General features: G+C 34.7%; 25 protein-coding genes. 12 read left to right on the forward strand and 13 right to left on the reverse strand.

From position 1 onward, the window contains the following. Positions 1-4: 4 nt before the first annotated feature. The 7 genes from ACP7AV_RS08975 (at position 5) to ACP7AV_RS09005 (ending at position 10,938) form a co-directional block, all read left to right on the forward strand. A complete protein-coding gene (locus ACP7AV_RS08975) occupies positions 5-1,465 on the forward strand; it encodes a RagB/SusD family nutrient uptake outer membrane protein (RefSeq protein WP_426091665.1) in 1,461 nt (486 codons plus the stop codon). A gap of 17 nt (positions 1,466-1,482) precedes the next feature. Beyond that, positions 1,483-2,460, forward strand: coding sequence for a LamG-like jellyroll fold domain-containing protein (locus tag ACP7AV_RS08980; protein WP_426091666.1), 978 nt, complete (start codon positions 1,483-1,485; stop codon positions 2,458-2,460). 74 nt (positions 2,461-2,534) lie between these two features. Beyond that, the gene (locus tag ACP7AV_RS08985; protein WP_426091667.1) at positions 2,535-3,923 is read left to right on the forward strand and encodes a glucoamylase family protein; all 1,389 of its coding nucleotides are present in this window, start codon (positions 2,535-2,537) and stop codon (positions 3,921-3,923) included. Positions 3,924-3,929: 6 nt separating this feature from the next. Continuing rightward, positions 3,930-4,634, forward strand: a complete 705-nt coding sequence (locus ACP7AV_RS08990; RefSeq protein WP_426091668.1) for a prolyl oligopeptidase family serine peptidase — start codon at positions 3,930-3,932, stop codon at positions 4,632-4,634. 244 nt (positions 4,635-4,878) lie between these two features. Next, a complete protein-coding gene (bglX, locus tag ACP7AV_RS08995; RefSeq protein ID WP_426091669.1) occupies positions 4,879-7,179 on the forward strand; it encodes a beta-glucosidase BglX in 2,301 nt (766 codons plus the stop codon). A 142-nt stretch (positions 7,180-7,321) separates the two neighbouring features. Then, positions 7,322-9,418, forward strand: a complete 2,097-nt coding sequence (locus ACP7AV_RS09000) for a glycoside hydrolase family 97 protein (protein WP_426063284.1) — start codon at positions 7,322-7,324, stop codon at positions 9,416-9,418. 140 nt (positions 9,419-9,558) lie between these two features. Next, positions 9,559-10,938 (forward strand): M28 family peptidase, encoded by a 1,380-nt coding sequence (locus ACP7AV_RS09005; protein WP_426091670.1) that lies wholly within the window; start codon positions 9,559-9,561, stop codon positions 10,936-10,938. 42 nt (positions 10,939-10,980) lie between these two features. Here the strand turns inward: ACP7AV_RS09005 and ACP7AV_RS09010 are convergent, their stop codons facing one another. The 4 genes from ACP7AV_RS09010 to ACP7AV_RS09025 all read right to left on the reverse strand — a co-directional run bounded on the left by ACP7AV_RS09010 (position 10,981) and on the right by ACP7AV_RS09025 (position 14,616). After that, positions 10,981-12,075, reverse strand: coding sequence for a PAS domain-containing sensor histidine kinase (locus tag ACP7AV_RS09010; protein ID WP_426091671.1), 1,095 nt, complete (start codon positions 12,073-12,075; stop codon positions 10,981-10,983). Between the two features lie 208 nt (positions 12,076-12,283). Then, positions 12,284-13,129: a hypothetical protein gene (locus ACP7AV_RS09015; protein WP_426091672.1), complete on the reverse strand. Its 846-nt coding sequence runs from the start codon at positions 13,127-13,129 to the stop codon at positions 12,284-12,286. Between the two features lie 18 nt (positions 13,130-13,147). Next, a complete protein-coding gene (gene kdsA, locus ACP7AV_RS09020) occupies positions 13,148-13,966 on the reverse strand; it encodes a 3-deoxy-8-phosphooctulonate synthase (RefSeq protein ID WP_426091673.1) in 819 nt (272 codons plus the stop codon). A gap of 200 nt (positions 13,967-14,166) precedes the next feature. Next, positions 14,167-14,616 (reverse strand): 2-dehydro-3-deoxyphosphooctonate aldolase, encoded by a 450-nt coding sequence (locus ACP7AV_RS09025; protein WP_426091674.1) that lies wholly within the window; start codon positions 14,614-14,616, stop codon positions 14,167-14,169. Between the two features lie 194 nt (positions 14,617-14,810). On the opposite strand from ACP7AV_RS09025, the gene ACP7AV_RS09030 reads away from it, so the two are divergent. Together ACP7AV_RS09030 and ACP7AV_RS09035 are read left to right on the forward strand one after the other, a co-directional pair. Then, positions 14,811-15,371 (forward strand): YeeE/YedE family protein, encoded by a 561-nt coding sequence (locus tag ACP7AV_RS09030; RefSeq protein ID WP_426091794.1) that lies wholly within the window; start codon positions 14,811-14,813, stop codon positions 15,369-15,371. 44 nt (positions 15,372-15,415) lie between these two features. Next, positions 15,416-15,832: a DUF6691 family protein gene (locus tag ACP7AV_RS09035; protein ID WP_426091675.1), complete on the forward strand. Its 417-nt coding sequence runs from the start codon at positions 15,416-15,418 to the stop codon at positions 15,830-15,832. A 44-nt stretch (positions 15,833-15,876) separates the two neighbouring features. Here the strand turns inward: ACP7AV_RS09035 and ACP7AV_RS09040 are convergent, their stop codons facing one another. The 4 genes from ACP7AV_RS09040 to prmA all read right to left on the reverse strand — a co-directional run bounded on the left by ACP7AV_RS09040 (position 15,877) and on the right by prmA (position 19,078). Next, a complete protein-coding gene (locus ACP7AV_RS09040; RefSeq protein WP_426091676.1) occupies positions 15,877-16,548 on the reverse strand; it encodes a lysoplasmalogenase in 672 nt (223 codons plus the stop codon). 9 nt (positions 16,549-16,557) lie between these two features. Further along, positions 16,558-17,829 (reverse strand): sterol desaturase family protein, encoded by a 1,272-nt coding sequence (locus ACP7AV_RS09045; RefSeq protein WP_426091677.1) that lies wholly within the window; start codon positions 17,827-17,829, stop codon positions 16,558-16,560. A 94-nt stretch (positions 17,830-17,923) separates the two neighbouring features. Next, positions 17,924-18,199, reverse strand: coding sequence for an ATP-dependent Clp protease adaptor ClpS (locus ACP7AV_RS09050; RefSeq protein ID WP_426063275.1), 276 nt, complete (start codon positions 18,197-18,199; stop codon positions 17,924-17,926). Between the two features lie 45 nt (positions 18,200-18,244). Next, positions 18,245-19,078, reverse strand: coding sequence for a 50S ribosomal protein L11 methyltransferase (gene prmA / locus ACP7AV_RS09055; protein WP_426091678.1), 834 nt, complete (start codon positions 19,076-19,078; stop codon positions 18,245-18,247). Positions 19,079-19,173: 95 nt separating this feature from the next. Between prmA and ACP7AV_RS09060 the strand changes: the two genes are divergently transcribed. Continuing rightward, positions 19,174-20,397, forward strand: a complete 1,224-nt coding sequence (locus ACP7AV_RS09060; RefSeq protein WP_426091679.1) for a porin — start codon at positions 19,174-19,176, stop codon at positions 20,395-20,397. Between the two features lie 53 nt (positions 20,398-20,450). Here ACP7AV_RS09060 and tpiA read toward each other — a convergent pair whose 3' ends face one another. The 4 genes from tpiA to ACP7AV_RS09080 form a co-directional block, all read right to left on the reverse strand. Further along, a complete protein-coding gene (tpiA, locus tag ACP7AV_RS09065) occupies positions 20,451-21,203 on the reverse strand; it encodes a triose-phosphate isomerase (protein ID WP_426091680.1) in 753 nt (250 codons plus the stop codon). A 65-nt stretch (positions 21,204-21,268) separates the two neighbouring features. After that, positions 21,269-21,766 carry a TlpA family protein disulfide reductase gene (locus tag ACP7AV_RS09070; RefSeq protein ID WP_426091681.1) on the reverse strand — a complete coding sequence of 166 codons (498 nt, stop codon included), beginning with the start codon at positions 21,764-21,766 and terminating at the stop codon, positions 21,269-21,271. A 199-nt stretch (positions 21,767-21,965) separates the two neighbouring features. Beyond that, positions 21,966-23,066, reverse strand: a complete 1,101-nt coding sequence (locus ACP7AV_RS09075; RefSeq protein WP_426091682.1) for a BT_3928 family protein — start codon at positions 23,064-23,066, stop codon at positions 21,966-21,968. Between the two features lie 19 nt (positions 23,067-23,085). Then, positions 23,086-23,631, reverse strand: coding sequence for a DUF1599 domain-containing protein (locus ACP7AV_RS09080; RefSeq protein WP_426091683.1), 546 nt, complete (start codon positions 23,629-23,631; stop codon positions 23,086-23,088). Positions 23,632-23,719: 88 nt separating this feature from the next. On the opposite strand from ACP7AV_RS09080, the gene folP reads away from it, so the two are divergent. Together folP and ACP7AV_RS09090 are read left to right on the forward strand one after the other, a co-directional pair. Beyond that, the gene (folP, locus tag ACP7AV_RS09085; RefSeq protein WP_426091684.1) at positions 23,720-24,544 is read left to right on the forward strand and encodes a dihydropteroate synthase; all 825 of its coding nucleotides are present in this window, start codon (positions 23,720-23,722) and stop codon (positions 24,542-24,544) included. 2 nt (positions 24,545-24,546) lie between these two features. Beyond that, positions 24,547-25,179 (forward strand): hypothetical protein, encoded by a 633-nt coding sequence (locus ACP7AV_RS09090; protein ID WP_426091685.1) that lies wholly within the window; start codon positions 24,547-24,549, stop codon positions 25,177-25,179. Positions 25,180-25,222: 43 nt separating this feature from the next. Here ACP7AV_RS09090 and rlmH read toward each other — a convergent pair whose 3' ends face one another. Continuing rightward, positions 25,223-25,696: a 23S rRNA (pseudouridine(1915)-N(3))-methyltransferase RlmH gene (gene rlmH, locus ACP7AV_RS09095; protein ID WP_426091686.1), complete on the reverse strand. Its 474-nt coding sequence runs from the start codon at positions 25,694-25,696 to the stop codon at positions 25,223-25,225. Between the last annotated feature and the right edge of the window lie 10 nt (positions 25,697-25,706).

Consider the following 25,706-nt stretch of genomic DNA (forward strand, 5'->3'; position numbering starts at 1 on the left):
TATTATGAAAAAAATATATATATCCGTTTTTGTTCTATCCACCTACTTTTTTTCGGGGTGTTCAAACGATTATTTAGACGTAGATCAAACCGAATCTATTTCTACCAATGATATCGCATTGTTTAACAATGATGCCGGCGCAGCAACTTTTGTTACTGCAATTTACAATAAATTTTTAGATTGGAATATGTCTTCCTTTTCTTGGAATGGAGTGACTAGTATTGCTTCTGATGATGCAGATAAAGGCTCTTCACCTAGTGATTCTGGTTCTGATAAAGATTTATTAGATGCCCTGACTTATAATGCGTCAAGTCCGTCAACTACTGAAATTTTTGCAGCTAATTACGAAGGAATTAATAGATGCAATCAGGCATTAAGCATTATTCCGCTATTGGATCAGGCTAATCCTGCTTTGCGAAGCAGATTAATTGGTGAAGCGAAATTTTTACGCGCTTTTATGTATTTTACTTTGGTCAAAACCTACGGCGGTGTTCCCATTGTTGATCATTTGCCGAATCCTTCTTCCAATGAAGATAGAATTATGCAATTAACGCGTAAATCAAGCGCAGAAGTTTATGCTTTTATCGAAAGTGATTTGAACGATGCTATTGCAGCATTGCCGAATAAAGCTGCTTATGCTGCTTCCGAAAAAGGAAGAGCTTCTCAAGGAGCTGCTTATGCCTTATTGGCAAAAGTGAGTTTATATCAAAAAAATTGGCAGAAAGTGATCGACAATTGTAATTTAGTTACCGGTTATTCTCTCGTTTCTGATTATGCTTCTATGTATAGACTGGCAGGAGAAAATGATGCAGAATCTATTTTTGAAATTCAGGGCGTGGGCTCTGTTCCTGCGCAAGGAATTAAACAATATTCTCAAACTCAAGGAGCTCGTGGTTCAGGTGGATGGGGATGGGGTTTTAATACGCCTTCTCAGAGTTTACTAAATGTTTATGAAGCCAATGATGTTAGAAAAAATGCAACGATCATGTTTAGAGGAGCAACTTTGTACGATGGCAGAGTAGTACCCGCAGATGCAGATAATCCAAGGTACAATTACAAAGCCTATTCTTCTGCTTTTTCTGGTCAGGATAATTCAGATACCAATATCAAGTATTTGCGTTATGCCGAAGTGATCTTAATGAAAGCAGAAGCATTGAACGAATTGAATCAAACTCCTGCTGCCATTCCTTTGTTAAACCAAATTAGAAAGAGAGCTGGATTAGCCAATACAACATTTACTTCACAAGCGGATATAAGAACTGCAATTTGGAAGGAAAGAAGAGTCGAAATGGCCTTCGAACACGATAGATTTTTTGATTTAGTTCGAACAGGAACGACGCAAGCGATAGCTGCTTTTGCCATTCATGGTAAAACATTTGTAGCAGGTAAACATGAAGTATTTCCATTGCCACAAAACTTTATTAACGAAGCCGCTGGATTGTCAATCCAAAATCCGAATTATTAATTCTTAAAACAGTAAAAATGAAAAAAAATAAATATATTTTCTTGTTTGCTTCTGCTCTGGTTTCACAATTTTTTGTGAGCTGTAACGAGGATAGTATCGATACCGTAAACAGTCCGATTCCTTATGAAGCAATTGGAGGTTTTGAAAGTTCAGACGCTATAGCTGCGGGTAATTTAGTTACTAAATTGAGTTTTGAAAATAATTTTACTGACAGTAAAAATAATATCACAGGTTCTGTAGGAACGAATGTGGCTTATGGAACTGGAATAAAAGGAAATGCTTATTTAGGATCTAGTTCAGAAGCTCGATATGCTGTTGCAAATGCTACAGCGGCAATTACTTCTTTAAACAATTTTACAGTTTCTTTTTGGATGAATTCGGCTAATACTGTTGATCCAGCAACTCCAGGAATAGGAAAAGGTGCCCAAGGTATTTTTTCGATAGTAAGACCAATGGAGTTCTGGGGAGGATTGAATGTGTTTTTAGAAAATCCAGACAGTAATTTTCCGAACAGATTGAGATTAAAACTAGGCATAGAAAACGGAAGATCTGGTGTGGCTTGGAGAGGACAAGGAGCAATAATGAATTTAGATAATAGCTTGAACCAATGGATTCATGTCGTTTTTACTTATGATGCAAGTGCGAGTATTCTATCTGCTTATGTCAACGGAGCATTATGTGCAAATTTAGGCGGTTTTCCTTATGCTCCAGCTGCTGGGGCAGCAGGTATTGCTCCTTTGTTTGCAGATAATCCGGGAGATATAAATAACATCAGTAAGGCTGCAAAATACGGTGCTTTTGAAATGACAGGTACTAATGGTAAAGTTGTTTTTGGAACACATCAATTTGAAACAAGTCCACCTTTAAATAATGGTTCTCAACAAGATTGGGCAACGGGCTACGCGGGCCTGTTGGATGAATTTAGAATTTATAACGTGGCTCTTTCTATAAACGAAATAGCGGCACTTAATAAATTAGAAAAAGACAACAGATAAAAGAGTATAAACCCCTAAATTTCCTAAAACTAGGGGTTTCTTTTAAAATTATTAATCCTATTATTTTTATTAAAATGAAGATTTCCTTAAGCATACTATTTTGTATTAGTTTTTTTATTTCCTGCTCTTCATCCACTCCCGAGAGTACAGGCGGCACTGGTACTCCGTTGCCAACAAGTCCCGTAACTCCAACAGTTCCTTTGACGGATATTGAGGCTATGGATCAGGTTCAAAAAGATGCCATCAAGTATTTTTGGAATTATGCCGAACCCAATTCTAAACTGGCCAGAGAACGGTATTATACCAATGATCCTAGTTTTGAAGCTAATATTGTCACCACTGGAGGTTCCGGTTTTGGATTAATGTCAATTATTGTAGGTATTGAACGGGGTTTTGTAAATAAATCAGAAGCGGTTTCAAGACTTACAACGGCCATGAATTTCCTCGAAAAAGCCGATCGTTTTCACGGCGCTTGGCCCCATTGGATGGACGGTTCAACGGGCAAAGTAATTCCCTTTGGAACAAAAGATAATGGCGGAGATTTAGTTGAAACTGCTTTCCTTTGTCAAGGATTATTGAGCGTTAGAGAATATTTTAAAAACGGTTCTGCCTCTGAAAAAGAATTAGCTGCAAAAGCCGATGCACTTTGGAAAGGAGTAGAATGGGATTGGTATACCAAAGGAGAAAACGCACTTTACTGGCACTGGTCGCCCCAATACGGTTGGGACATGAACTTTAAGTTAGAAGGCTATAATGAATGTTTGATTACCTATGTTTTGGGGGCTGCTTCGCCTACACATCCTATTTCGGCACAAGCTTATCATCAAGCGTGGGCCAGAAATGGTGCCATTAAAAATGGAGGATCACAATACGGAATTCCGGTGGTTTTAAACTACAATGGAGCTTCAGGAAATGTAGGGCCTTTGTTCTGGGCGCAATATTCCTATTTAGGTTTAGATCCTACTACTTTGAAAGATCAGTATGCAGATTATTGGACATTAACCCAAAATCATTCTAAAATCATCAACCAATATTGCATTGCTAATCCAAAACAATGGACAGGGTATTCTGATAAATGTTGGGGGTTAACAGCTAGTTATTCCCGCAACAGCGATGGCTCGACAGGATATTCAGCACACCAACCCAATAATGATTTAGGGGTAATAACACCTACGGCAGCACTTTCTTCTTTTCCTTTTACACCGGTAGAATCCATGAAGTTTCTTCATTATTTATACGATGAAAAAAGAGCAGATTATGTTGGCATAGCAGGGCCTTATGATGCTTTTTCACCACATTATAATTGGGTAACGCCACGATATTTAGCCATTGATCAAGGTACAATTGCGCCCATGATTGAAAATCACCGTACGGGTTTATTATGGAAACTATTCATGAATGCTCCAGAAATAAAACCGGGTTTGGCAAAATTGGGATTTAATTCTACAAAATATAATTTTTAAGAATTGATGAAGTATGTAATTATAGCAACCGCTTTTTTAGTTTCGTGGAATTCGTTTTCTCAAACCGATATTGTCGGGAAAATTAAAACGGAAGTGGTCAAAAAACACGAGTTAAAGTATGCTTTACATATTCCAAAAAATGCCAAAGAAAAAAAACCACTGATTATTTTTCTGCACGGTTCTGGAGAAAAAGGAATGGAAATTGAAAAAGTAAAAGTGCACGGACCGTTCAAGTATTTAAAAAGCAACGACCTAGACGCCTATGTTCTAGCTCCACAATGTCCGGAGAATGAATATTGGGATGAAGAAGTATTGTATCGATTGATTTTAAAAATCCAGAAAGAATACAATATTGATCATAGCAGAATTTATCTCACAGGTCTTAGTATGGGGGCTTGGGGTGCTTGGAATCTAGCTTTTGCACATCCTGAAACTTTTGCGGCTTTAGTGCCCATTGCAGGATATGTAGATAGAATTTTAATGGTAGAAAATTGTAAAATCGAAGCTATACCTATTCGGATTTTTCACGGATTATTAGATGATGTTGTCAATGTGGAGTATTCCATTTCGATGTATAAAAAATTAAAAAGTTGCAACGCCAATGTGGAATTAACCATTTTTGATAACGCAAATCACGACAGTTGGTCCCGTGTATATGACAACCAAGAAATTTATGATTGGATGTTTAAACAAACAAAAAACAAACAATAAACACAGGTCCAACGCATTAAAAATTGAACCACATAGAAACATAGAATTTAATTTAATTTTTGATTTAAATCTGTTCCGAACAGTCTAAATATAGGTGACCTAGAAAAAAAGCCAAACCTTTTTTTTCTATCGTGAACTCCTATTATCGCCAAAAATTTATTTTTAAAGAAATAAACACTATGTTTCTATGTGGTTTAAACTTAATTTATTTTAATGCGTTTGATCTAATAACAAACAGACAAAAATGAAAATCAAACTTATTATACTACTTTTTGGAATTTCTCTCTTTGGCTACAGCCAAAAAAAGCAAACTAAAAAGAACGTTAAAATTAAACCGAAAACAGAATTTGTTGCCGAATTAATATCGAAAATGACTTTGGAAGAAAAAATTGGGCAATTAAATTTACCCACTTCGGGAGATATTACAACTGGAGCTGCCAATAGTTCTAATGTAGCTAAAAATATCGAAGATGGAAAAGTAGGCGGTTTATTCAATATCAAGTCCGTTCAAAAAATTAGAGAAGTACAGAAAATTGCTGTCGAAAAAAGCCGATTGAAAATTCCGTTACTTTTTGGAATGGACGTTATTCACGGCTATGAAACGACCTTTCCTATTCCGCTTGGATTGTCTTGTACTTGGGACATGAAATTGATTGAACGCTCCGCTCAAATTGCAGCGAAGGAAGCTGGTGCTGATGGAATTAACTGGACATTTTCGCCTATGGTTGATATTTCTCGCGATCCGCGTTGGGGCAGAGTTTCTGAAGGTTCGGGTGAAGATCCGTTTTTGGGAAGTCAGATAGCCAAAGCAATGGTGCATGGATACCAAGGAGATGATTTGTCGAAAAATAATACCATTTTATCCTGTGTGAAACATTTTGCTTTGTATGGCGCGCCCGATGGGGGTCGTGATTATAACACGGTCGATATGAGTAGAATAAAAATGTACAATGATTATTTCCCTCCTTATAAAGCCGCTATTGATGCCGGCGTCGGTTCGGTGATGGCGTCTTTCAATGAAATTGATGGAATTCCAGCAACCGGAAACAAATGGTTGATGACTGATGTGTTACGAAAACAATGGGGTTTTAAAGGTTTTGTGGTTACTGATTTTACAGGAATTCCTGAAATGATAGAACACGGAATGGGCGATTTGCAAACCGTATCTGCTTTGGCATTAAATGCCGGAATTGAAATGGATATGGTCGGTGAAGGTTTTCTGACGACTTTAAAGAAATCATTGGAAGAAGGAAAAGTAACTATCGAACAAATAGATAATGCAACTCGTCTTATTTTGAATGCCAAATATGATTTGGGATTGTTCCATGATCCCTATAAATATTGTGATGAAAATAGAGCTAAAACCGAAGTTTTTACAAAAAGCCACAGAGCTGAAGCAAGAACTATTTCAGCACAATCATTAGTTTTATTAAAGAATCAAAACCAGTTGCTTCCTTTAAAAAAGGCAGGAACTATTGCTTTAATCGGACCATTGGCTGATGCCAAAGAAAATATGGCGGGTACTTGGAGTGTGGCCACCAATATGGAAAAATCTATTTCACTATTGGCAGGAATAAAAGAAGTAGCGGGGAATGGAACCAAAGTGCTTTACGCCAAGGGAAGCAATCTGGATTATGATGCTGCTTTCGAGGAAAAAGCGACTATGTTCGGGAAAACCTTGCACCGAGACAGTAGAACTACGGAAGAATTATTGGCAGAGGCTTTGAAAATAGCGAATCAATCGGATATAATTGTTGCTGCCCTTGGCGAATCTGCAGAAATGAGTGGAGAAAGCAGCAGCCGCACCAATTTAGAGATTCCACAAGCTCAAAAAGACCTATTGCAAGCCTTGTTAAAAACAGGAAAACCAGTTGTTTTGGTTTTATTCACAGGTCGTCCATTGGTGTTGGTTCAGGAAAATGAAACGGTTCCTGCAATATTGAATACTTGGTTCGCAGGAAGTGAAGCAGGCGCGTCCATCGCGGATGTTTTGTTTGGAGATGAAAATCCTTCCGGAAAATTGACAACTACGTTCCCAAGAAGCGTTGGTCAGGTGCCTATTTATTACAACCAAAAAAATACGGGAAGACCATTAGGAAACAAAGAGGGTAAGTTCGAAAAATTCAGATCGAATTATATTGACGAAAGAAATGAACCTTTATTTCCTTTTGGTTTTGGATTGAGTTACACGACTTTTGGATATTCTAACTTGAAAATTTCATCTGATAAAATGAATTTCAACGAAAAAGTAAAAGTTACTGTAGATGTAACTAATACCGGTAATTTTGATGGTAAAGAAGTGGTTCAATTGTATATACGAGATTTAGTGGGTTCAGTTACAAGGCCACTAAAAGAATTGAAAGGATTCCAAAAAATTGCTGTTAAAAAAGGAGAAAAACAAACAGTTACTTTTGAAATTTCTGTTGAAGAATTAAAATTTTACAATTCGAATTTACAGTTTATAGCAGAACCTGGTACTTTTCAGGTTTTTGTTGGTACAAATTCGAACACCGACATGAAAGTTAGTTTTGATTTAATTAAATAGATTTGGTTTGTTTATTTATGATCGGCCCTTCAGTATTTTTACTGAAGGGTTTTTTTTAACAAAAAAATGGTATTTGTTATAAGTTACACTTTGAAAAACGGCTATTTTATTTACTTTTATCAATTCAAAAAAATCATTCAAAATGAAATATTTATTCTTTCTTTTTCTACTTTTTCTGTTCAATTTTGGGAATGCCCAAAGCGTTCAATCCCCATCGGGAAAAATAGCTTTAAATTTCAAATTAACGGTTAATGGACAACCTTCATACGCTGTAAATTATAAAAACAAAGCGGTCATTTTAGAAAGTGCTTTAGGCATAAAATTAAAGGGAAAACCAGCTTTAGATGCTGATTTTGAAATCCTGACTTCAAAAACTTCTAGTTTTAACGAATCTTGGAAGCCAGTTTTAGGGGAACAATCAAGCATCGTAAATCATTATAATGAACTTATAATTTCTTTAATCAGCAAAGAATCTAAAGTAAAAATGAATATTATTTTTAGAATTTTTGATGAAGGAGTAGCTTTCAGATACGATTTTCCAAAACAAGCGGAGCTGAATTATTTTATCATTGCTGATGAGGTTACGCAATTCAACTTAACCGAAAACAATAAAGTATTCTGGATTCCAGGAGATTTCGACAGCAATGAATACGAATACAATGAAACTAAATTTTCAGACATTGATAATAGCAAAATCAATATGAACAACGGAATTGGAGTAAAATCAATTCCTGGTAAATATATGGTTCAAACGCCATTAATGATGAAAGCGCCATCAGGATTGTATCTTAATATTTTTGAAGCGGCATTGGTCAATTATCCGGTGATGCACCTGAATGCTGATGTGACGAATTACAAATTGAAAGCCGAGTTGGTTCCTAATGCCATTGGTGATAAAGCCTATTTGCAAACACCCTGTGTATCGCCGTGGAGAACAATAATGATTAACGATGATGCCAGAGATATTGTGGCTTCTAAAATGATTCTCAACCTAAACGAACCGTCAAAATTAGAAGATACTTCTTGGATTAAACCTATGAAATATGTTGGGATTTGGTGGGAAATGCACGTAGGGAAATCCACTTGGGATTATGCAGGCTCTCAAAATGCCACTAATTTTGCAGATGCACCAAAAGCGTCTGGAAAACACGGCGCTACTACTGAGAATACTAAAAGATACATTGATTTTGCCGCTAAAAACGGTTTTGACGGTGTGCTTGTTGAAGGATGGAATGTAGGTTGGGAAGATTGGAACGGGAATTGGAAAGAAGAAGTTTTTGATTTTACAACGCCTTATCCGGATTTCGATATTGCGGCTCTTTCAGCTTACGCCAAAGAAAAAAAGGTTAAAATGATTATGCATCATGAAACATCTGGTTCTGTTAGTAATTACGAAAGACACTTGGATCGCGCTTTTGATTTGATGAAAAAATACGAGTATCCGGCTGTAAAATCAGGTTATGTGGGTAAAATTATTCCACGTGGCGAATTTCATGACGGACAATCCATGGTAAACCATTTTAATTTTGTTGTAAAACGTGCTGCGGATTATAAGATAATGATTAATTCTCATGAATCTTCAAGACCAACCGGTTATGGAAGAACGTATCCTAATTACATCGCTGCCGAAGCTGCTCGTGGGAATGAATTCAATGCATGGAGTGTCGGAAATCCGCCTATGCACGAAACTATTTTGCCATTTACCAGACAACTGGGCGGACCAATGGATTATACGCCGGGAATCTTTGAAATTAAAATGAGTTATTATGATAAAAATAAAACCGAGCAGGTTCATACGACTTTAGCCAAACAACTGGCTTTGTACGTAACGATGTATTCTCCATTGCAAATGGCAGCCGATTTATTAGAAAATTACGAGAAATACCCGGATGCTTTTCAGTTTATTAAAGACGTTGAAACGGATTGGGACGAAAGCAAGTATTTAGAAGCGGAACCGGGCGATTATATTACTGTTGCCCGAAAAACAAAAGGAAAGGAAACTTGGTTTCTTGGCGCAATTACTGATGAGAATGCCAGAAAATCAGAGATCAAATTAGACTTTCTGACCAAAGGTAAAAAATACAAAGCCATTATTTATCAAGATGCGAAAGATGCCGATTGGAAAAACAATCCGATTGCGTACCAAATCAAAACAATTGTGGTGACCAACAAATCAAAAATTAATTTGAATTTGGCTCCAGGTGGAGGAACAGCAATCAGTTTTGAACCAATCCAATAATAGTTAAATCCTGCAAGAATTTAAAACTTGCATGATTTTTTTTGAATCTTACCTTAGATATTCGTTAAGATTTACGAAATTGCCACAACAACCAAAACCAAAATTGTAAAGAAAAATACCAAAAAAGACCTGAATTTATTATGAAAAAATCAATTGTTTTAGCCGCACTTTTGTTTGGTGGAATTACTGCTTTTGCGCAAACCAAAGACGAGCAAACTTTAAAGGAAATATACAAATTATCCTTGACCGATGCTAAATGCTATCCTTGGCTGGACCATTTATCCAATACCATTGGATCCCGATTATCAGGTTCAACTGGAGCAGAGAAAGCGGTTTTGTATGCCAAAGCACAGTTGGAAACACTGGGATTAGATAAAGTGTATCTTCAGGAAGTAATGGTGCCAAAATGGGTGAGGGGCCAAAAAGAAATCGCTTATTTACAAGTGGGAAAACAAAAAATAACTTTTCCAATATGTGCGCTTGGTGGCTCCGTTGCCACTCCTAAAAAAGGAATACAAGCAGCTGTGCTGGAAGTAAAGAGTTTAGAAGAATTAACCGCATTAGGGGAAGAAAAAGTAAAAGGAAAAATCATTTTCTTCAACAGAGCGATGAATCCTGAATTTATCGAAACTTTTAAAGCATACGGAAGTTGTGTCGACCAAAGATCATCAGGAGCCAGAGAAGCTGGGAAACTGGGTGCAGTAGCCGTAATTGTCAGATCGATGAATTTGCGCTTGGATGATTTACCGCATACCGGAGCAACTAATTATGGTGAAATCGCCAAAGGACAACGAATTCCGGCTGCTGCTATTAGTACAAATGGAGCCGAACTTTTAAGCAAAAGTTTAAAACAAAATCCGAACGCAGCATTTTATTTCAAACAATCCTGTCAGACCTTTGACGATGTTTTATCGTATAATGTGGTAGGAGAGATGAAAGGTTCTGAACATCCTGAAAGAATAATGGTCGTTGGCGGGCATCTTGATTCCTGGGATTTAGGAGACGGATCTCACGATGATGGCGCTGGATGTGTGCAAAGTATGGAAGTACTGAATATCTTCAAAAATATTGGGTATAAGCCTAAAAATACGTTGCGTGTGGTGTTGTTTATGAACGAAGAAAACGGTGTTAGAGGCGGTAAAGAATATGAAACACTATCTAATAAAAACAATGAGAATCATATTTTTGCTTTAGAAAGTGATTCGGGCGGGTTCTCACCAAGAGGATTTTCAATTGATTCTGATGAAGCTAATTTCAATAAAATCAGTAGTTGGGCCACGTTATTCGAACCATATTTAATTCACAAATTTGTAAAAGGACATTCCGGTGTTGATATTGGTCCTTTACAATCCAATCATATCGTAAAAGTGGGATTGCAACCGGATTCACAACGTTATTTTGATTACCATCATGCTTCAAATGACACTTTCGATGCTGTCAACAAAAGAGAGTTGGAACTTGGAGCAGCGGCTATGGCTTCCTTACTTTATCTGATGGATCAAAATGGTATAGCAAAATAAAAAAACTCTAATTTGAAGGTGCTAAAATCATTTTTTTTTTTTTCAATATTTGAAAGAAATAGTGAAGGTAGCACCTTCATTTATTTTACTCTCCACTGCAATTTTGCCACCTAATCTAGTAATATGATTGTAAACCAGATACAATCCTATACCGTTACTATCAACATTGCTATGAAATTTTTCGTACAATCCAAAAATCTTATCTTTAACTTTTTCCATATCAAAACCAAGTCCATTATCAGAAAAAATTAATTGGTTCACTCCGTTGACTTTTCTGGATTGGATTGTAATAACGGGTGCTTCATGCGGTTTTGTATATTTAATGGAATTAGTGAGTAAATTTAAAAAAATACTTTTGATGTATGCTTTGTTAAAAATAACTTGTTCAAAAGCTGAAAAGTCAATATTAATAATTGCTCTTGAATCTCTTACCAAAGAATTTATAGAGGCAAGGACTTCGTGAAGGGATTCATTTAAATTTATTTCTTCTATTTGAGTATTGATACTCTCATTTTTAACTAATTTATCGATAGAATCATTTAAAGTTTTTTTTAAGTTTTCACTGGTTAATTTAAGAATTTCTATTAACTCTAACGTTTCTGAATCATTAATTTTTGAAACATCAATAAGGCTGAAAACAGAAAGCATATTATTTATGGGAGACTTTAAATCATGTGAAGTTTTATGAGACAAAAGCGTAAGTTCCTTATTGATTTGTGTAAGGTTTGTAAGAAGTAAATTCCGTTCTTCTTCAACTCTTTTTTTATGCGTGATGTTCTTGGCAATGGCGTACACTAATTTCTCGGATTCCACAGGCATTGATGTCCATGACAACCAGACAATCTCCCCGCTTTTAGTTAAATAACGGTTTTCGAAATTCAAAAGAGGTTTATTTTTGTATACTTCTTCCCTTGTTTTTATGGTAATTTGGAGGTCGGCGGTGTAAATAAAACTGCTGATTGGTCTGGAATATAATTCTTCTTCCGTAAAGCCTAATAATTTTGAAACAGCAGGATTTATTCTTTTGAAATAGCCATCAAATCCTGCAATGCAGATAAAATCAGCTGAGATATTAAAGAAATTATCAAAGTGATAGTCCGTTTTTAAAGAAGATATAATGGTGTTATTTTTGGTCATTTATAATTTTAAAGAACTTTTTCGTGTTAACATTATTCAACTTGAAATAAACAAATTCGATGGTTAAATTTAACTAATTAAAATTTAAATAAAGAAAAAAAATCAAACAATTCAACGCGTGTTAATTTTATACTTTTTGATTTATTTTAAGTGAAATTCATAAAAAAAGCCATCATAAATGACAGCTTTAATGATTTTTAACAATGAATTAAATTCTAAAAATTCCTCCCGCGGCAATGATTCTCTGAAAAAAGAAAAAATCTTGTGAGGCACTGTCTTCGGCATTTTCGGTAGTTCGTATGTCCTGCATATTAATATAGCCACCTTTCAGCTCTCCTTGAATGTAAAAGTGTTTGAAAAAAGTAACATTTAAACCTGCTTTCAATGAAGTTCCATAACCTGAAACATGAAAGTCATCGTGACGTTCTTTTCCTAACAAAGTTGTGTTTGTTTTTGGGTATAATAATCCAAGACCAACACCCTCTGTTAAATTAACTTGAATTTTGTCGGTATTTCCAATTTTGAAAATAGACGAAATATCATCATGTCTTGATAACTCAGTATTTACATAATTTAAACCATCAGTGTGTTCGTACTTAAGAAATTCTTCAGTCAGAAGCACTTGATTATTGCCCAATAACTCATCATAAGATCCCGGATTTGGATAATACCCATTGATGTCAACGGCCTTATTTTGTGACATCACATATTTCATGTGATCTACGCCTATAGCAATACTGTAATGATCGTTCATGAAATACCCCATTCTAAAATTAGTCTGCGGTATGGTCATACGGGCTGGATTGATGTAGTCTACATGCCAGCCTTTTGGTTTGTCGTGTGCTTGAACATTTTCTAGGGTAAAATCGTAATCTTTACCTTGAAAAGTTATGTCTGATTTGGAGTAACTGTCTCTGTTTCCTCCCCATGAAATAAAAAATTTCCCTTTGTTATGAGTTGAATATTTACCTCGAATTTCTGTAGTTTCCTGTGCAATTGTGTTATTGGTAAATATAATAGTAAGGAATGCGGAATATAATAAAAAATGTTTCAATGAATTTGGGGCCTAAATTTAAAATGTATTTATTGTTTTTCTAATTGCGACTAATTTGGTCATTAAGGATTCAAAATAATCCAAATGCAACATATTAGCACCATCGCTTTTTGCGTTAGCAGGATCAAAATGGGTTTCTATAAAGATTCCATCCACGCCTACCGCAATACCAGCTTTGGCAATAGTTTCAATCATATCAGGCCTTCCCCCAGTTATACCAGCCGTTTGGTTGGGTTGTTGCAAGGAGTGCGTAACATCAAGAACAGTGGTAGCGTATTGTTGCATCGTAGGAATTCCTCTAAAATCAACAATCATGTCTTGGTAGCCAAACATCGTTCCTCTATCTGTAACCATCACGTTTTCATTGTGACAATCCAATACTTTTTGAACAGCATGTTTCATGCTTTCAGGGCTCATGAATTGTCCTTTTTTCAAGTTGACTACTTTTCCTGTATTGGCAGCAGCCATAACTAAATCCGTCTGACGCACTAAAAAAGCTGGAATTTGCAAAACATCAACATATTGGGCCGCCATATCCGCATCTTCATTTGTATGAATATCCGTAACAGTGGGAACTTTAAAAGTTTCCGAAACTTTTCTGAGGATTTTTAATGCTTTCTCGTCTCCAATTCCTGAAAAACTGTCAATTCTAGAACGGTTCGCTTTCTTAAAAGAACCCTTAAAAACGAAAGGGATTTGTAAATTTTCAGTAATACCAACTAGTTTTTCGGCAATTCGCATCGCCATTTCTTCTCCTTCAATGGCGCAAGGCCCTGCAAGTAGGAAGAAGTTGCCACTGTCAGTATATTTGATTTGTGGAATATGTTGTAGGTTCATAATATGATTTTTTAAAGGTGCAAAGGTAGTTATGATTTGCGATTTACGATTTACGATTTCCAAATAATTTCCCGCATTAACTTTTTTTTAGGAGCTGTTTCCTGCTGTCCGTTACAATCTCCCGAAAAAACGGGAGGATTTTCCCTTCCATCAGGGCTACGGATTTGATTTACAAAGATGTTCGGGTAATTTAAATTATATTATTTTTTCAATGAAAGTCCGACTGGAACCATCAAAACTCCTTTTTCATAGATGTTTAAATATAGTAAAACTGGTTTTTTCTGGCCCACCCATTTTAATTCATAAACATCCAAAAATCCGGCACCCAATTCGCTTCTTTTTGTTGGAAACGGGCAGCAGCTTTCCAGTTTAGAAAATGTGATATTTTCACCTTTGGGACCCGCTAACGCATTCAAAAACCGACCTTGATTTATTGTTTCGTTTTCGGTGTTGTTAAAGAAAATATTGATTGGGTAATCTTTATCGAAGCCATATTTTTTGTCTTTACTGTATTCGGTAATCACAAAAGTATCGTCTTTCGAAAGAGTAAGATTTGGCGCTTTATCATCTGTGTTTTTTAAAGTAGATTGTGTACTGGAGCAAGATGTTATTCCAATTAGTAATGCAATAAAAAGGATTGATTTTTTCATATTTAAAATAATTTTACAGGTAAAGTTTAAAATAGCAATTACAATACCATGTAATTTAAATAATACAAATATAAACAGAACTTTAAACCTTACAGCGTGTTCCCGTAATAATTTGAATTCGCACTTTTTAACCGTCAGAACTATTTCTTCCAAAATTTCGTAAAATGCTTCTTATCTTTACACAAAAAAACAATATGGATATTATTTTTCAAACATGGTCCTGGTATTTTTCCGGGTTTTTGATTGGTATGATTATGCTTTCTTTGATTTATTTTGGAAAGTCGTTCGGGATGTCTTCTAACTTGCGTTCATTGTGTTCAATGGCTGGTTTAGGAAAACGAGTAGCCTTTTTTGATTTTGATTGGAAAGCACAACGGTGGAATTTAGTTGTCGTTCTAGGAGCTATGTTAGGTGGTTTTGTTGCCGTTCATTTTATGAGTGATGCTTCAAATGTGGCTATTAATCCAAAGACAATTGCACAATTAGCACAACTTGGTATTGAAGCTCCAAACGGAAAATTATTGCCGGATGCTCTTTTTGGAACAGCAATTTTACAATCACCAAAAAGTATTTTCATACTGCTCATTGGTGGTGTTTTGATAGGTTTTGGTTCTCGTTATGCCGGTGGTTGTACTTCTGGACATGCAATTTCAGGTTTGAGTAATTTACAAATTCCTTCTTTAAAAGCAGTTATCGGATTTTTTATCGGTGGGTTGATAATGGTACATTTTTTATTGCCATTAATTGTAAAGTAGAAAATAGATAAGGTCTAATTATTTAAAAATTTAAAATATAAAGCATGAAAAATATACTAAAATATATATTGGTTGGATTTATTTTTGGAATTGTTCTAACCAAATCTGAAGCTGTTTCTTGGTATCGCATTTATGAAATGTTTCAATTTCAGTCGTTTCACATGTTCGGAATTATTTCTGTGGCTATTTTGACAGGAATTATTGGTATTCAAATCATAAAAAGAAATAACATAAAAGACATTAAAGGAGAATCGATTGAAATTCCGGATAAAGAAAAAGGATCTGCACGATACTGGATTGGTGGATTGTTTTTTGGATTGGGATGGGCTTTGGTCGGTTCTTGCCCAGGTCCTATATTTATCTTGTTGGGAGCCGGTTTTTGGACTGTTTCAATAGTACTTTTTGGCGCACTTTTGGGAACTTATTTATATGGATTATTAAAAAATAAATTACCTCATTAAGCGAAAAATAGCTTAAATCAAAGTAGCGTTTTCGTATGAAGATGCTACTTTTTTTTGTTTAATTTTAAAATCCCAATGACAATCAAATATTGCGCAAGCAAATAGGTAGCCATAATCAGTAAGGAACTGTATTGCAACGGCGCATAGAATTTATCAAAGGCCAAAAGACTATCAGAAGCTACAAAAACGATAGCGCCAATTAAAATATAGCTATTGGCAGGTTTTTGCCAGTTTAAGAATCCTTTGAGAGCAAATAATAACATGATTGAAATTGTCAGCGCATAAACAAAAACAGGAATTTTTAAATCACCCAGACTTGGCAGTAAAATCAGCATTATTACTATTAAATAGAAGGCAATTGCGGTAACTCCAACCCAAAAAATGATTTTACTTTTCTTTAAATAAATTTTCAATTGTTTGCTGAATAGTATTATGTAGGAAATATGCGAAAGTAGAAACGCAATCAATCCTGCGATAAAATACAATTCTCCTTTGTCAGCGAACATCAAAATAATATCACCTACCCATGACAAAGTCAAAGCGGTTAAAAGAATTTTCTTAGTGGAGAACCTTTCTTGAAAATAGACAGCTAAAAGTAAAAATGGCAATAAAAAGGGTTTTAAAAACCAAGCTATATTTTCATTCTCAAAAAATATAAACGAAATATAAACGAGACTAAATCCGATAAAACTATTTAATATTACGTTGCTTTTCATGTGTTGTTTTTAAGATTGAGTTACAATCATTTTTTCTTTTTCGAAATTAATAGTGACAAAATATATAGTTACAATCAATGACAAGATCAGATAAACTGCAACAACATAACTCGCAAAAGGAAATAGTTGGTCCATGCCAAACCAACCTCCAAAATAGAAGATTAGTCCAATTCCGAATGCAAAACGAATACTTTCCCAGAATACAGAAATTTTACGGGTGTCCATCAGTTCTGTGTAACTGTAAACGGTCAGGAAGATGAATGCGCCGTAAATAAATACATTTGGCAAACCTATTTTGGCAATGGAATTATACATGTAACTTACAAGTGACAACGTAATGATAGCTTGAAATAAGGACCAGTACATCAGTTTTTTAGAATGTTGAACTCCATATTTTTCAAAATCATAAACATTGGTGATTTTGGTTACGGGATATTTCTCTTCAAAATTTTCTGGACGCCAACCTGTTGGTTTAAACCAAATGGTAAACTTGTCTTTCCAGTTTTCCGCACGCCAAGCATCTGTAATCAGCAACCATAAATGCTGAAAATTAATCCTAATGGGATTCCAGGTTCTCGCTGGTCTCGTGATTCCAAAAACTGGTGGAACAGTTTCTAATTCCGCTTGAAAAGTACCAAACAATTTATCCCAAATGATGAATATCTGTGAATGATTCTTGTCCATATATTCTGGGTTAATGGCATGATGAACCCTGTGATGTGATGGCGAAACCAGTATGTTTTCCAGAAAACCAATTTTCTTTATGTGCTTGGTGTGATACCAGAATTGGAGGAATAAATGAATCGGCAACGTTATTGCAATTACTTTGGAGGGAACTCCTAAAAGAGCAGCCGGAATTAATAAAAAGGTAAATAGATTGACAAAACTGGAAATAGGTTGGCGTAGGGCACAGGCCAGATTGAATTCCTCACTACTATGATGAATAGCATGTTTGTTCCATAAAAAATTAATTTGATGAGACCAACGATGACTCCAATAGCCATAAAAATCTATAGCAATAAATCCAATAAAATAGGTGAAAATGGTAGCTTCAAGATCGAATAATGCTATTTTAGAGACAATCCAATTGTAGGAAACCAAAGTAATGCTAAGTCCCAAAACATCTTTCATCGAGTTCACCATTCCAGAGCTCACGCTGGAAACAGAATCCATGTTAGGTGACGTATCTTCCCCTTTGTAATGCCCATAAATTTTCTCGATGATAATCAATATCAAAAAGACGGGCATCACAAAAACTAAAATTTTACCATATTCTTCCATAAAAACACTTTATATTACTCAAATATAGAATAAAAGAGAATGTTTTTGAATTATTCACAGTAATTTATTTCTCAATGGGAAGTTCTTATTCTTCTTAAATTATTTCTGCATTCAATCCTGCTTCTAATAATTGGGTGCATTGTGGTTTCAATTTGTCGTAAGGACCCGTTTTGACGGTACATTTACCATTATAATGCACAATTAATGAACATTGTTCGGCTTGTTCCGGAGTGTGATTACAAACGCGAATTAAAGTTTCAATGACATGATCAAAAGTATTTTCATCATCATTATAAACAATGATTTCGTTGTTTAAACTCGCGGACTCTTTTACACTGACTCTCTCTCTTACTTTTTCTTTAGTACTCATTTTGTACGTTTTTGTACTTTCGTAATTAATAAAAAAATAATACCACTAATTTACGAATTTTAAAGATACCCAATTGTTTCTTTCAAATTTTTTAACATACGTAAGGCCTTTTTCGGTGCACGAAGCGTCTATAAATGGTATATCTTCGTGATAAAACCCGCTTAGAAGTAGTGTTCCATTAGAATTTAAACTGTCTACGTAATTTTGCATGTCGTTCAACAAAATATTCCTGTTAATGTTGGCTATAATTAAATCGTATTTTTTGCCTTCTAGTAATCCAGCTTCACCTTCATAAACTGTAATATGTTTGCAATTATTGCGTTCGGCATTTTCAATGGAGTTTAAATAACACCAATTATCAATGTCAATAGCATCAATTGGTTGGGCACCTTTCATCTCTGCAAGAATTGCTAAAATGGCAGTTCCGCATCCCATATCAAGGGTTTTCATTCCGGTAACATCCATTTCCAGCAAATGCTGAATCATCATGTGTGTAGTCTCATGATGACCTGTTCCAAAACTCATTTTTGGCTCGATAACGATATCAAATTCGGCATTCGTTTTTGGGTGAAAAGGAGCACGTACGTGACAATTTCCCTCTACATCAATGGCTTCAAAATTCTTTTCCCATTCTTCATTCCAGTTTACTTGGTCAATTTCTTCAAAAGTATAATCAATCGTAAACTCTTTGGATTGTAAAATGTGAATATCTTCTAAAATAGTTTCATCCCATAAATCCTTTTGAACAAAAGCCGAAATCCCTGTTTCAGTTTCTGTGAAACTTTCGAAGGCTTTTTCGCCCAACTCTGCAATTAGTATTTCAGAGCCTAATTCTTTTGGAGTAACAGTAAAATGATACCCAATATAAATGTTTGACATGCTTATTTTTTTTGCAAAGGTAACAATCACTATTTAAACCGCATTTGTAAATCAAATTTTATTTTACATTTGCACCGTTAACACACAACTTTACAATGAAAAAAATCATTTTATTTTTTATTTTTCTATCCAGTTTTACCTGTATTGCTCAAGTTAATATAAAACAAAACAAACAGGATAATGATTTAAAATTATCGGCACTTCCTTATTATAGTTTTGGTAAAGGAATTGGAATAACTTCACCTGACAGTCTCTACCAATTAAATATTCGTTTTCGAATGCAAAACAGATTAACTTATTATGAAAATGAGGATGAAAAAGGCGCTTACGATGGACAAATCCGAAGATTACGTTTGCGATTAGACGGGTATGTGGGAAGTCCAAAATTTTTATATGCAGTTCAATTGTCATTTGCTCCGGGCGATGTTGGTGAAATTAGAGAAGGTGAGAACATAAATATTATCAGAGATGCAGTTGTTTTTTACAGACCTAACAGACACTGGAATATCAGTTTTGGACAAACAAAATTACCAGGAAATCGCCAGCGTGTGAATTCTTCAGGCGGATTACAGTTAACGGACCGATCGATTAACAATGCCAAATTTACAATTGATAGGGATTTTGGTTTTCAAGTTCACAATATGAACGAATTTCAAGAGAAATTTTCCTATAATTTTAAAACAGCTATTTCAACAGGAGAAGGTCGAAATATTACGGGGAATACAGATGCAGGTGTTGCCTTAACTGGTAAGGTAGAGTTGTTACCGTTTGGAGCGTTTTCAAGAGACGGAACCTATTTTGAAGGGGATATTGTAAGAGAAAAAAAGCCAAAATTAATGCTTTCAGGAGCTTTTCAGCAAAATAATCACGCCAAAAGAACTCAAGGTCAATTAGGGAATGATTTATTCGAATCTCGTACTATGAAATCATTGATGCTGGATGTTTTGGTTAAATACAACGGTTGGGCCGCCATGTCAAGTTATATGTCGAGAACTACTTCAAGAAATGCCGTTACGATAAATCCATATGATATTTCACAATCTAATTTTGCTTTTGTTGGTAACGGATTTGATCATCAATTGAGTTATAATTTTCCTTCCAATTATGAAATTATCGGCAGATATTCCACTCAAAAAGTAGGAGCGGATATCCGGACTTTAGCTCCAAATTCTAAACAATACACTATTGGTTTAACCAAATATGTTTGGGAACATACTTTTAAGTTGCAAAGTGAATTGACTTTTGATGCTTTAAATTATTTTGACGGAAGCACAAAAAATAATTGGTATGTACGTTTTCAGGTGGAAATAGGAATTTAAAAAAAAGCGATGAAATAAATCATCGCTTTCTTTATAAAGTTTAAAAATGATATTTAGATAGCATTGACAATCGCAACAAAATCATCAGCTTTAAGCGCAGCACCGCCAATAAGACCACCGTCTACATCAGGTTTTGAGAATATTTCTTTTGCATTATCTGGTTTTACACTTCCGCCATAAAGAATAGATACATTTTCTGCAATCTCGCTTCCATAAGCTTTACGAACTGTTTCTCTGATAAATTCATGCATTTCCTGAGCTTGTTCTGGTGAAGCTGTTTCTCCGGTTCCTATTGCCCAAACTGGTTCGTAGGCTAAAACAATATCATCCCAGTCTTTTGCTTCAATATGAAATAAACCGTCTCTCAACTGGTTTTCTACTACGTTAAAATGATTTTTTGATTGTCGGTCTTTTAACTCTTCTCCAAAACAAAAAATAACTCTCATGTCATGTTCCAAAGCTGTATTTACTTTGTTAGCAATCAAAGCATCTGTTTCATGAAAGATTGCTCTGCGTTCTGAATGTCCCAGAATTACAATATCTACACCAACGCTTTTAAGCATATCAGCTGAAATTTCGCCTGTAAAAGCGCCACCTTCTGCTTCATGAACGTTCTGTGCAGCTACATCAATATTAGTAAATTCTAAATGATCAACAGCGGAAGCCAAATTTATAAAAGTAGGAGCTACAATAATTTGAACAGCTGTGTCTGTTGGAATTTTCGCTATCAATTCATTTAATAAATCCTCTGTTTGCTCTGCATTTTTATGCATTTTCCAGTTTCCGGCAACAATCTTCTTTCTCATTTTAATTGGGTTATATTTAGTTTTTGGCTATGTTATTTAAAATTGTAATTGAACAATTGAATGTATTATTTTAAATCTTTAAGGGTCTTATTGATTTTATCAAAATCGGTTTCTATGGCGCGGTATAAAACAATATTGCCATTTTTATCCACAATGATGTATCTTGGAATCCAGTCTACGTCTACGGCTTTAGCAAATACACCTTTCATTTGGTCATTTGCCATAAAATGACCTCCTTTTAATTGGTGTTTTTTAATTCCGGCTTTCCATTTATCGGCGGTTTTATCCATCGAAATAAATAAGTAGGCGACTTCAGGATTATTAGCTTGTAATTCTTTTAGTTTGGGCATTGCTTTTACACAATCTCCACACCATGAAGCCCAAACTTCTATTACCAATGTTTTTCCTTTATATTTTTTTAGGATATCCTTAAAAGCGACTTGGCTCCCGTCAGTGGCCAAAAGGGTTTCTGATAAAGCTTCTTTGGAGAATTCAGTTTTTTCTGTACTAGAGGTGCAAGAGAATGTTGCAAACGCAATCAGTAATGCTATTATTCTTTTCATTTTCAATTTGTTTTTAACAAAGTTAAACAAACAATTTGAATGCGTTGTTAGCAAGAAGTAATTTTGAAAGCATTTTCCGAAAATCACAAAGCAATAACGTTATAGTCTAAAAATAATCGAAAGCATTTATCATTTCTTTTAAGTCCAAAGTCGTAAAGGTGTACATTCGGGCTTCACGACTTTAAACAATATAATTTTTTTAAAATTTTAAATCATCAATATCATTGTGATGTACCTTTTGTTGTATCGTTCCTTTTTCAATCAAAATAATACTTGGATTGGCTCTTTCAATCGTTTTTACGGTAATAGCATCACAAAAATAGAAGTCAAATGTCAATTTAAATTGTTTTTTTGCAGCAGCTATTTCTTCTGCTGAAGATGCAGTCATACCAACTACTTTATAACCTTTTGCTTTAGCTTCTTGATTTAACTTTTCCATTTTTACCATTCCATTGTGGTCTGCTTTAACCAAATCATAAGCGGTTATTAACATCAATTTTGGTTCTGCTAAAAATTCCTCTTTATAATCGGAGCCGTCTTTTTCCATTGTAAAATCATGAATAGGAGGAACGTACCCTTCCGTGATGACTTTGTCTTTTCGGTCAACAAATACAGCACCTTCAGGAATTGCCATTAACTCTTTTTCAGTAAATTCTTTGTTTACACCGCCAACTTTGTAAATAAATACCATTTCCACTACCGATTTCTCAGCTCCGTCGGGAATTCGCATTCCTTTTTGAATATTGTTCCCTACTTTATAAGGTCGGAAATCGATTAAAGGTAAATGGTTCAATACCCAAACTCCCGTAAGCGAGGATAAAACGATACTAGCGTAAATAACTATGTTTTGTACGCTATTACTAAACAACGGTTTTACTAATTTTTGATTAAAAAATAATATCAGAATAAAGAAAAGTAAAACGATATCTTTAGTGAACGATTGCCAAGGTGTCAATTTCAATGCGTCTCCAAAACAACCACAATCTTTTACCACATTAAAATAAGCAGAATAAAAAGTCAGGAAAGTAAATAATACAATCAAGATTAATAAACTCCAAACAGTAAATTTTGTCTTGTAACCAATGAGCAACATAATTCCCAAAACTACTTCTAGAATTACTAAAAATAAAGCAATTCCCAAAGCAAATGGAATGAAGAAAGGCATGTTGAAAACGGGTTCACTGAAATATTCCGCTAATTTATAAGAGAACCCAATTGGGTCATTCAGCTTGATTAATCCAGAGATAATAAATAGAATTCCAACGAAAATTCTAGAAAATTGAGTAATTATATTTTTCATGTTTTGTTATTGCTTTTAATTAATTATTTCCAAAACCCATTAGAATCAAGGCAAAAACCGAATAATTTATCATATCCTGATAGTTAGCATCGATTCCTTCAGAAACTAATGTTTTTCCTTTATTGTCTTCAATTTGTTTGACACGAAGTAGTTTTTGCAAAATCAAATCTGTCAGTGAACTCACACGCATTTCTCGCCAAGCTTCTCCATAATCATGATTTTTATCTTCCATTAAATTTTTGGTGAATTTGATTTTAGCATCGTACAATTCAGTCGCTTTTGCAACTTCTAAATCAGGTTGGTCCGCAACTCCTAATTCCAATTGAATCAACGCCATGATAGAATAGTTGATAATCCCGATAAATTCGCCCGTTTCATCTTCATCAATTTTGCGAACTTCGTTCTCTTGTAAGCTTCTAATTCTTTGGGCTTTAATGTAGATTTGGTCTGTCAATGAAGGTAATCTTAAAATGCGCCAAGCACATCCGTAATCTTTCATTTTGTTGATAAACAGCGCTCGACAAGTCGCAATTACAGTATCATATTCATTTGAAGTATTCTTCATTATTGGTGTATATTTGTATTCAAATTTTTTCAAAAATAAGATAATTTTTTTGAATGTAGAATTTTGAAGTCTTTAAAACTGTAAACGAATGACTATTAACTGCAAAGGATTACTTGTTGACTTATCAACTCCCAAAGTAATGGGGATTTTGAATGTGACGCCCAACTCTTTTTTTGATGGTGGAAAATATAAGAATGAAACCGAAATACTTTCTCACGTTGAAAAAATGCTGTTTGATGGCGCAACTTTTATAGATATTGGTGCTTATTCCAGCAAGCCAAATGCAGAATTTGTTTCAGAACAACAAGAAATTTCGAGAATTGTACCTGTTGTAGATTTGATTCTAAAACATTTTCCAGAAACAAAAATCTCGATTGACACGTTTAGAAGTGAAGTGGCCAGAGCTTCAATTGAAAGCGGTGCAGCTATCATCAACGATATTGCAGCCGGAAATCTGGATGATAAAATGATGGAGACAATAGCAAAATACAATGTTCCGTATATTATGATGCACATGCGTGGAAACCAGCAAACGATGCAAACACTCACTGATTACGATGATATTGTAAAAGAAATGTTGTTCTATTTTTCTGAAAAAATAGCGCTGGCCAGAAGTTTTGGAATTAATGATTTAATCATCGATCCGGGCTATGGCTTTGCTAAAACAATAGCTCAAAATTACGAAGTATTTAAAAAAATGGAATTGTTTAACATGCTGGAGTTGCCATTTCTTGTTGGGATTTCAAGAAAATCCATGATTTATAAAACGATTGACACTACAATAGAAAATGCGCTAAACGGAACTACGGTTTTGAATACTCTGGCATTGACTAAAGGAGCAAAAATCCTGCGTGTTCACGATGTAAAAGAAGCTGTGGAATGCGTCACATTATTCAATAAAATCAATTTATAACGATGAAATATTTTACTCTGATTGTTCTATTTACTGTATTCTCTTGTGGAAACAAAGAGGCTGTTTTATTGCCAAAAGCTAACACAACGATTGTCAAAGATGTTGTAGATCTTTCGCCAATCTATATTTTTTTTAGGACAAAAGGCAAAGATACGCTGGCAGAAGTAAACCGAAAAAACAGTATTATTTCTACCAATTGGATTCTAAATGTAGACAAACGTTTGCCGTTGCGACTTACAATTCCGGAAATCATGAAATTGCAACAAAAAAAGCGTGAAGAAAAAGCACACAAGAATGAAAAGGCCGAAAATTATTATTCTTACGCCGATACGATTGGTAAAAATCTCGCCTTTATTCCTTTTACCAATGTGTATTACAAAATGGAAAAACCAAAGTCAGAAGTTGTTGTCTTTTTTACCAAAAACAATGAAATTTTAGTAGATGATATTGTGGTAAAACAAGAAGAATTGCAAGCCTATTTGAATAAAGCACCACATAACAAATCCATCCAATACATTTTTTGCTTTGATAAAAACTTGAATTTTGGAAGTTACATTCAAGATAAAATTTTCATAAATAGTTTAAAGTTGCCTTCATCGGAATTTAATATAAAACAGGAAGAGTTTATTTTTTAATCAAATCAACTGAGAACTGAGATTAATTATTAAACACTCAATTTTACTGGTGATGATAAGGTTCGTTTCTTAAAATCGTGAAGCCGCGGTACAATTGCTCAATAAAGAATAACCGCACCATTTGATGCGAAAAAGTCATTAAAGACAGTGATATTTTGCCTTGTGCTTTCGCGTAAACGGCATCTGAAAATCCATAAGGACCACCAATTACGAAAACCAAAGTCTTTACTCCGGAATTCATTTTCTTCTGTAATTCCTCTGAAAATCCTACACTGGAAAAATTTTTTCCGTTTTCGTCCAACAAAACAAGTTGGTCCGTTGGTGTAATTTTCGCCAAAATCAGCTCGCCTTCTTTCTCTTTTTGTTGACTTTCGGATAAGTTTTTTACGTTCTTGATATCAGGAATAATATCTAAGTCGAACTTAATGTAAAAAGACAACCGCTTCATATAATCGTCTATTAAAGATTGTAAGGCTTTGTTATCAGTTTTACCGATAGCAATCAATTTAATGTTCATTTTTTGTTGA

The organism is Flavobacterium sp. DSR3-2, from assembly GCF_049896525.1.
Lineage (GTDB): Bacteria > Bacteroidota > Bacteroidia > Flavobacteriales > Flavobacteriaceae > Flavobacterium.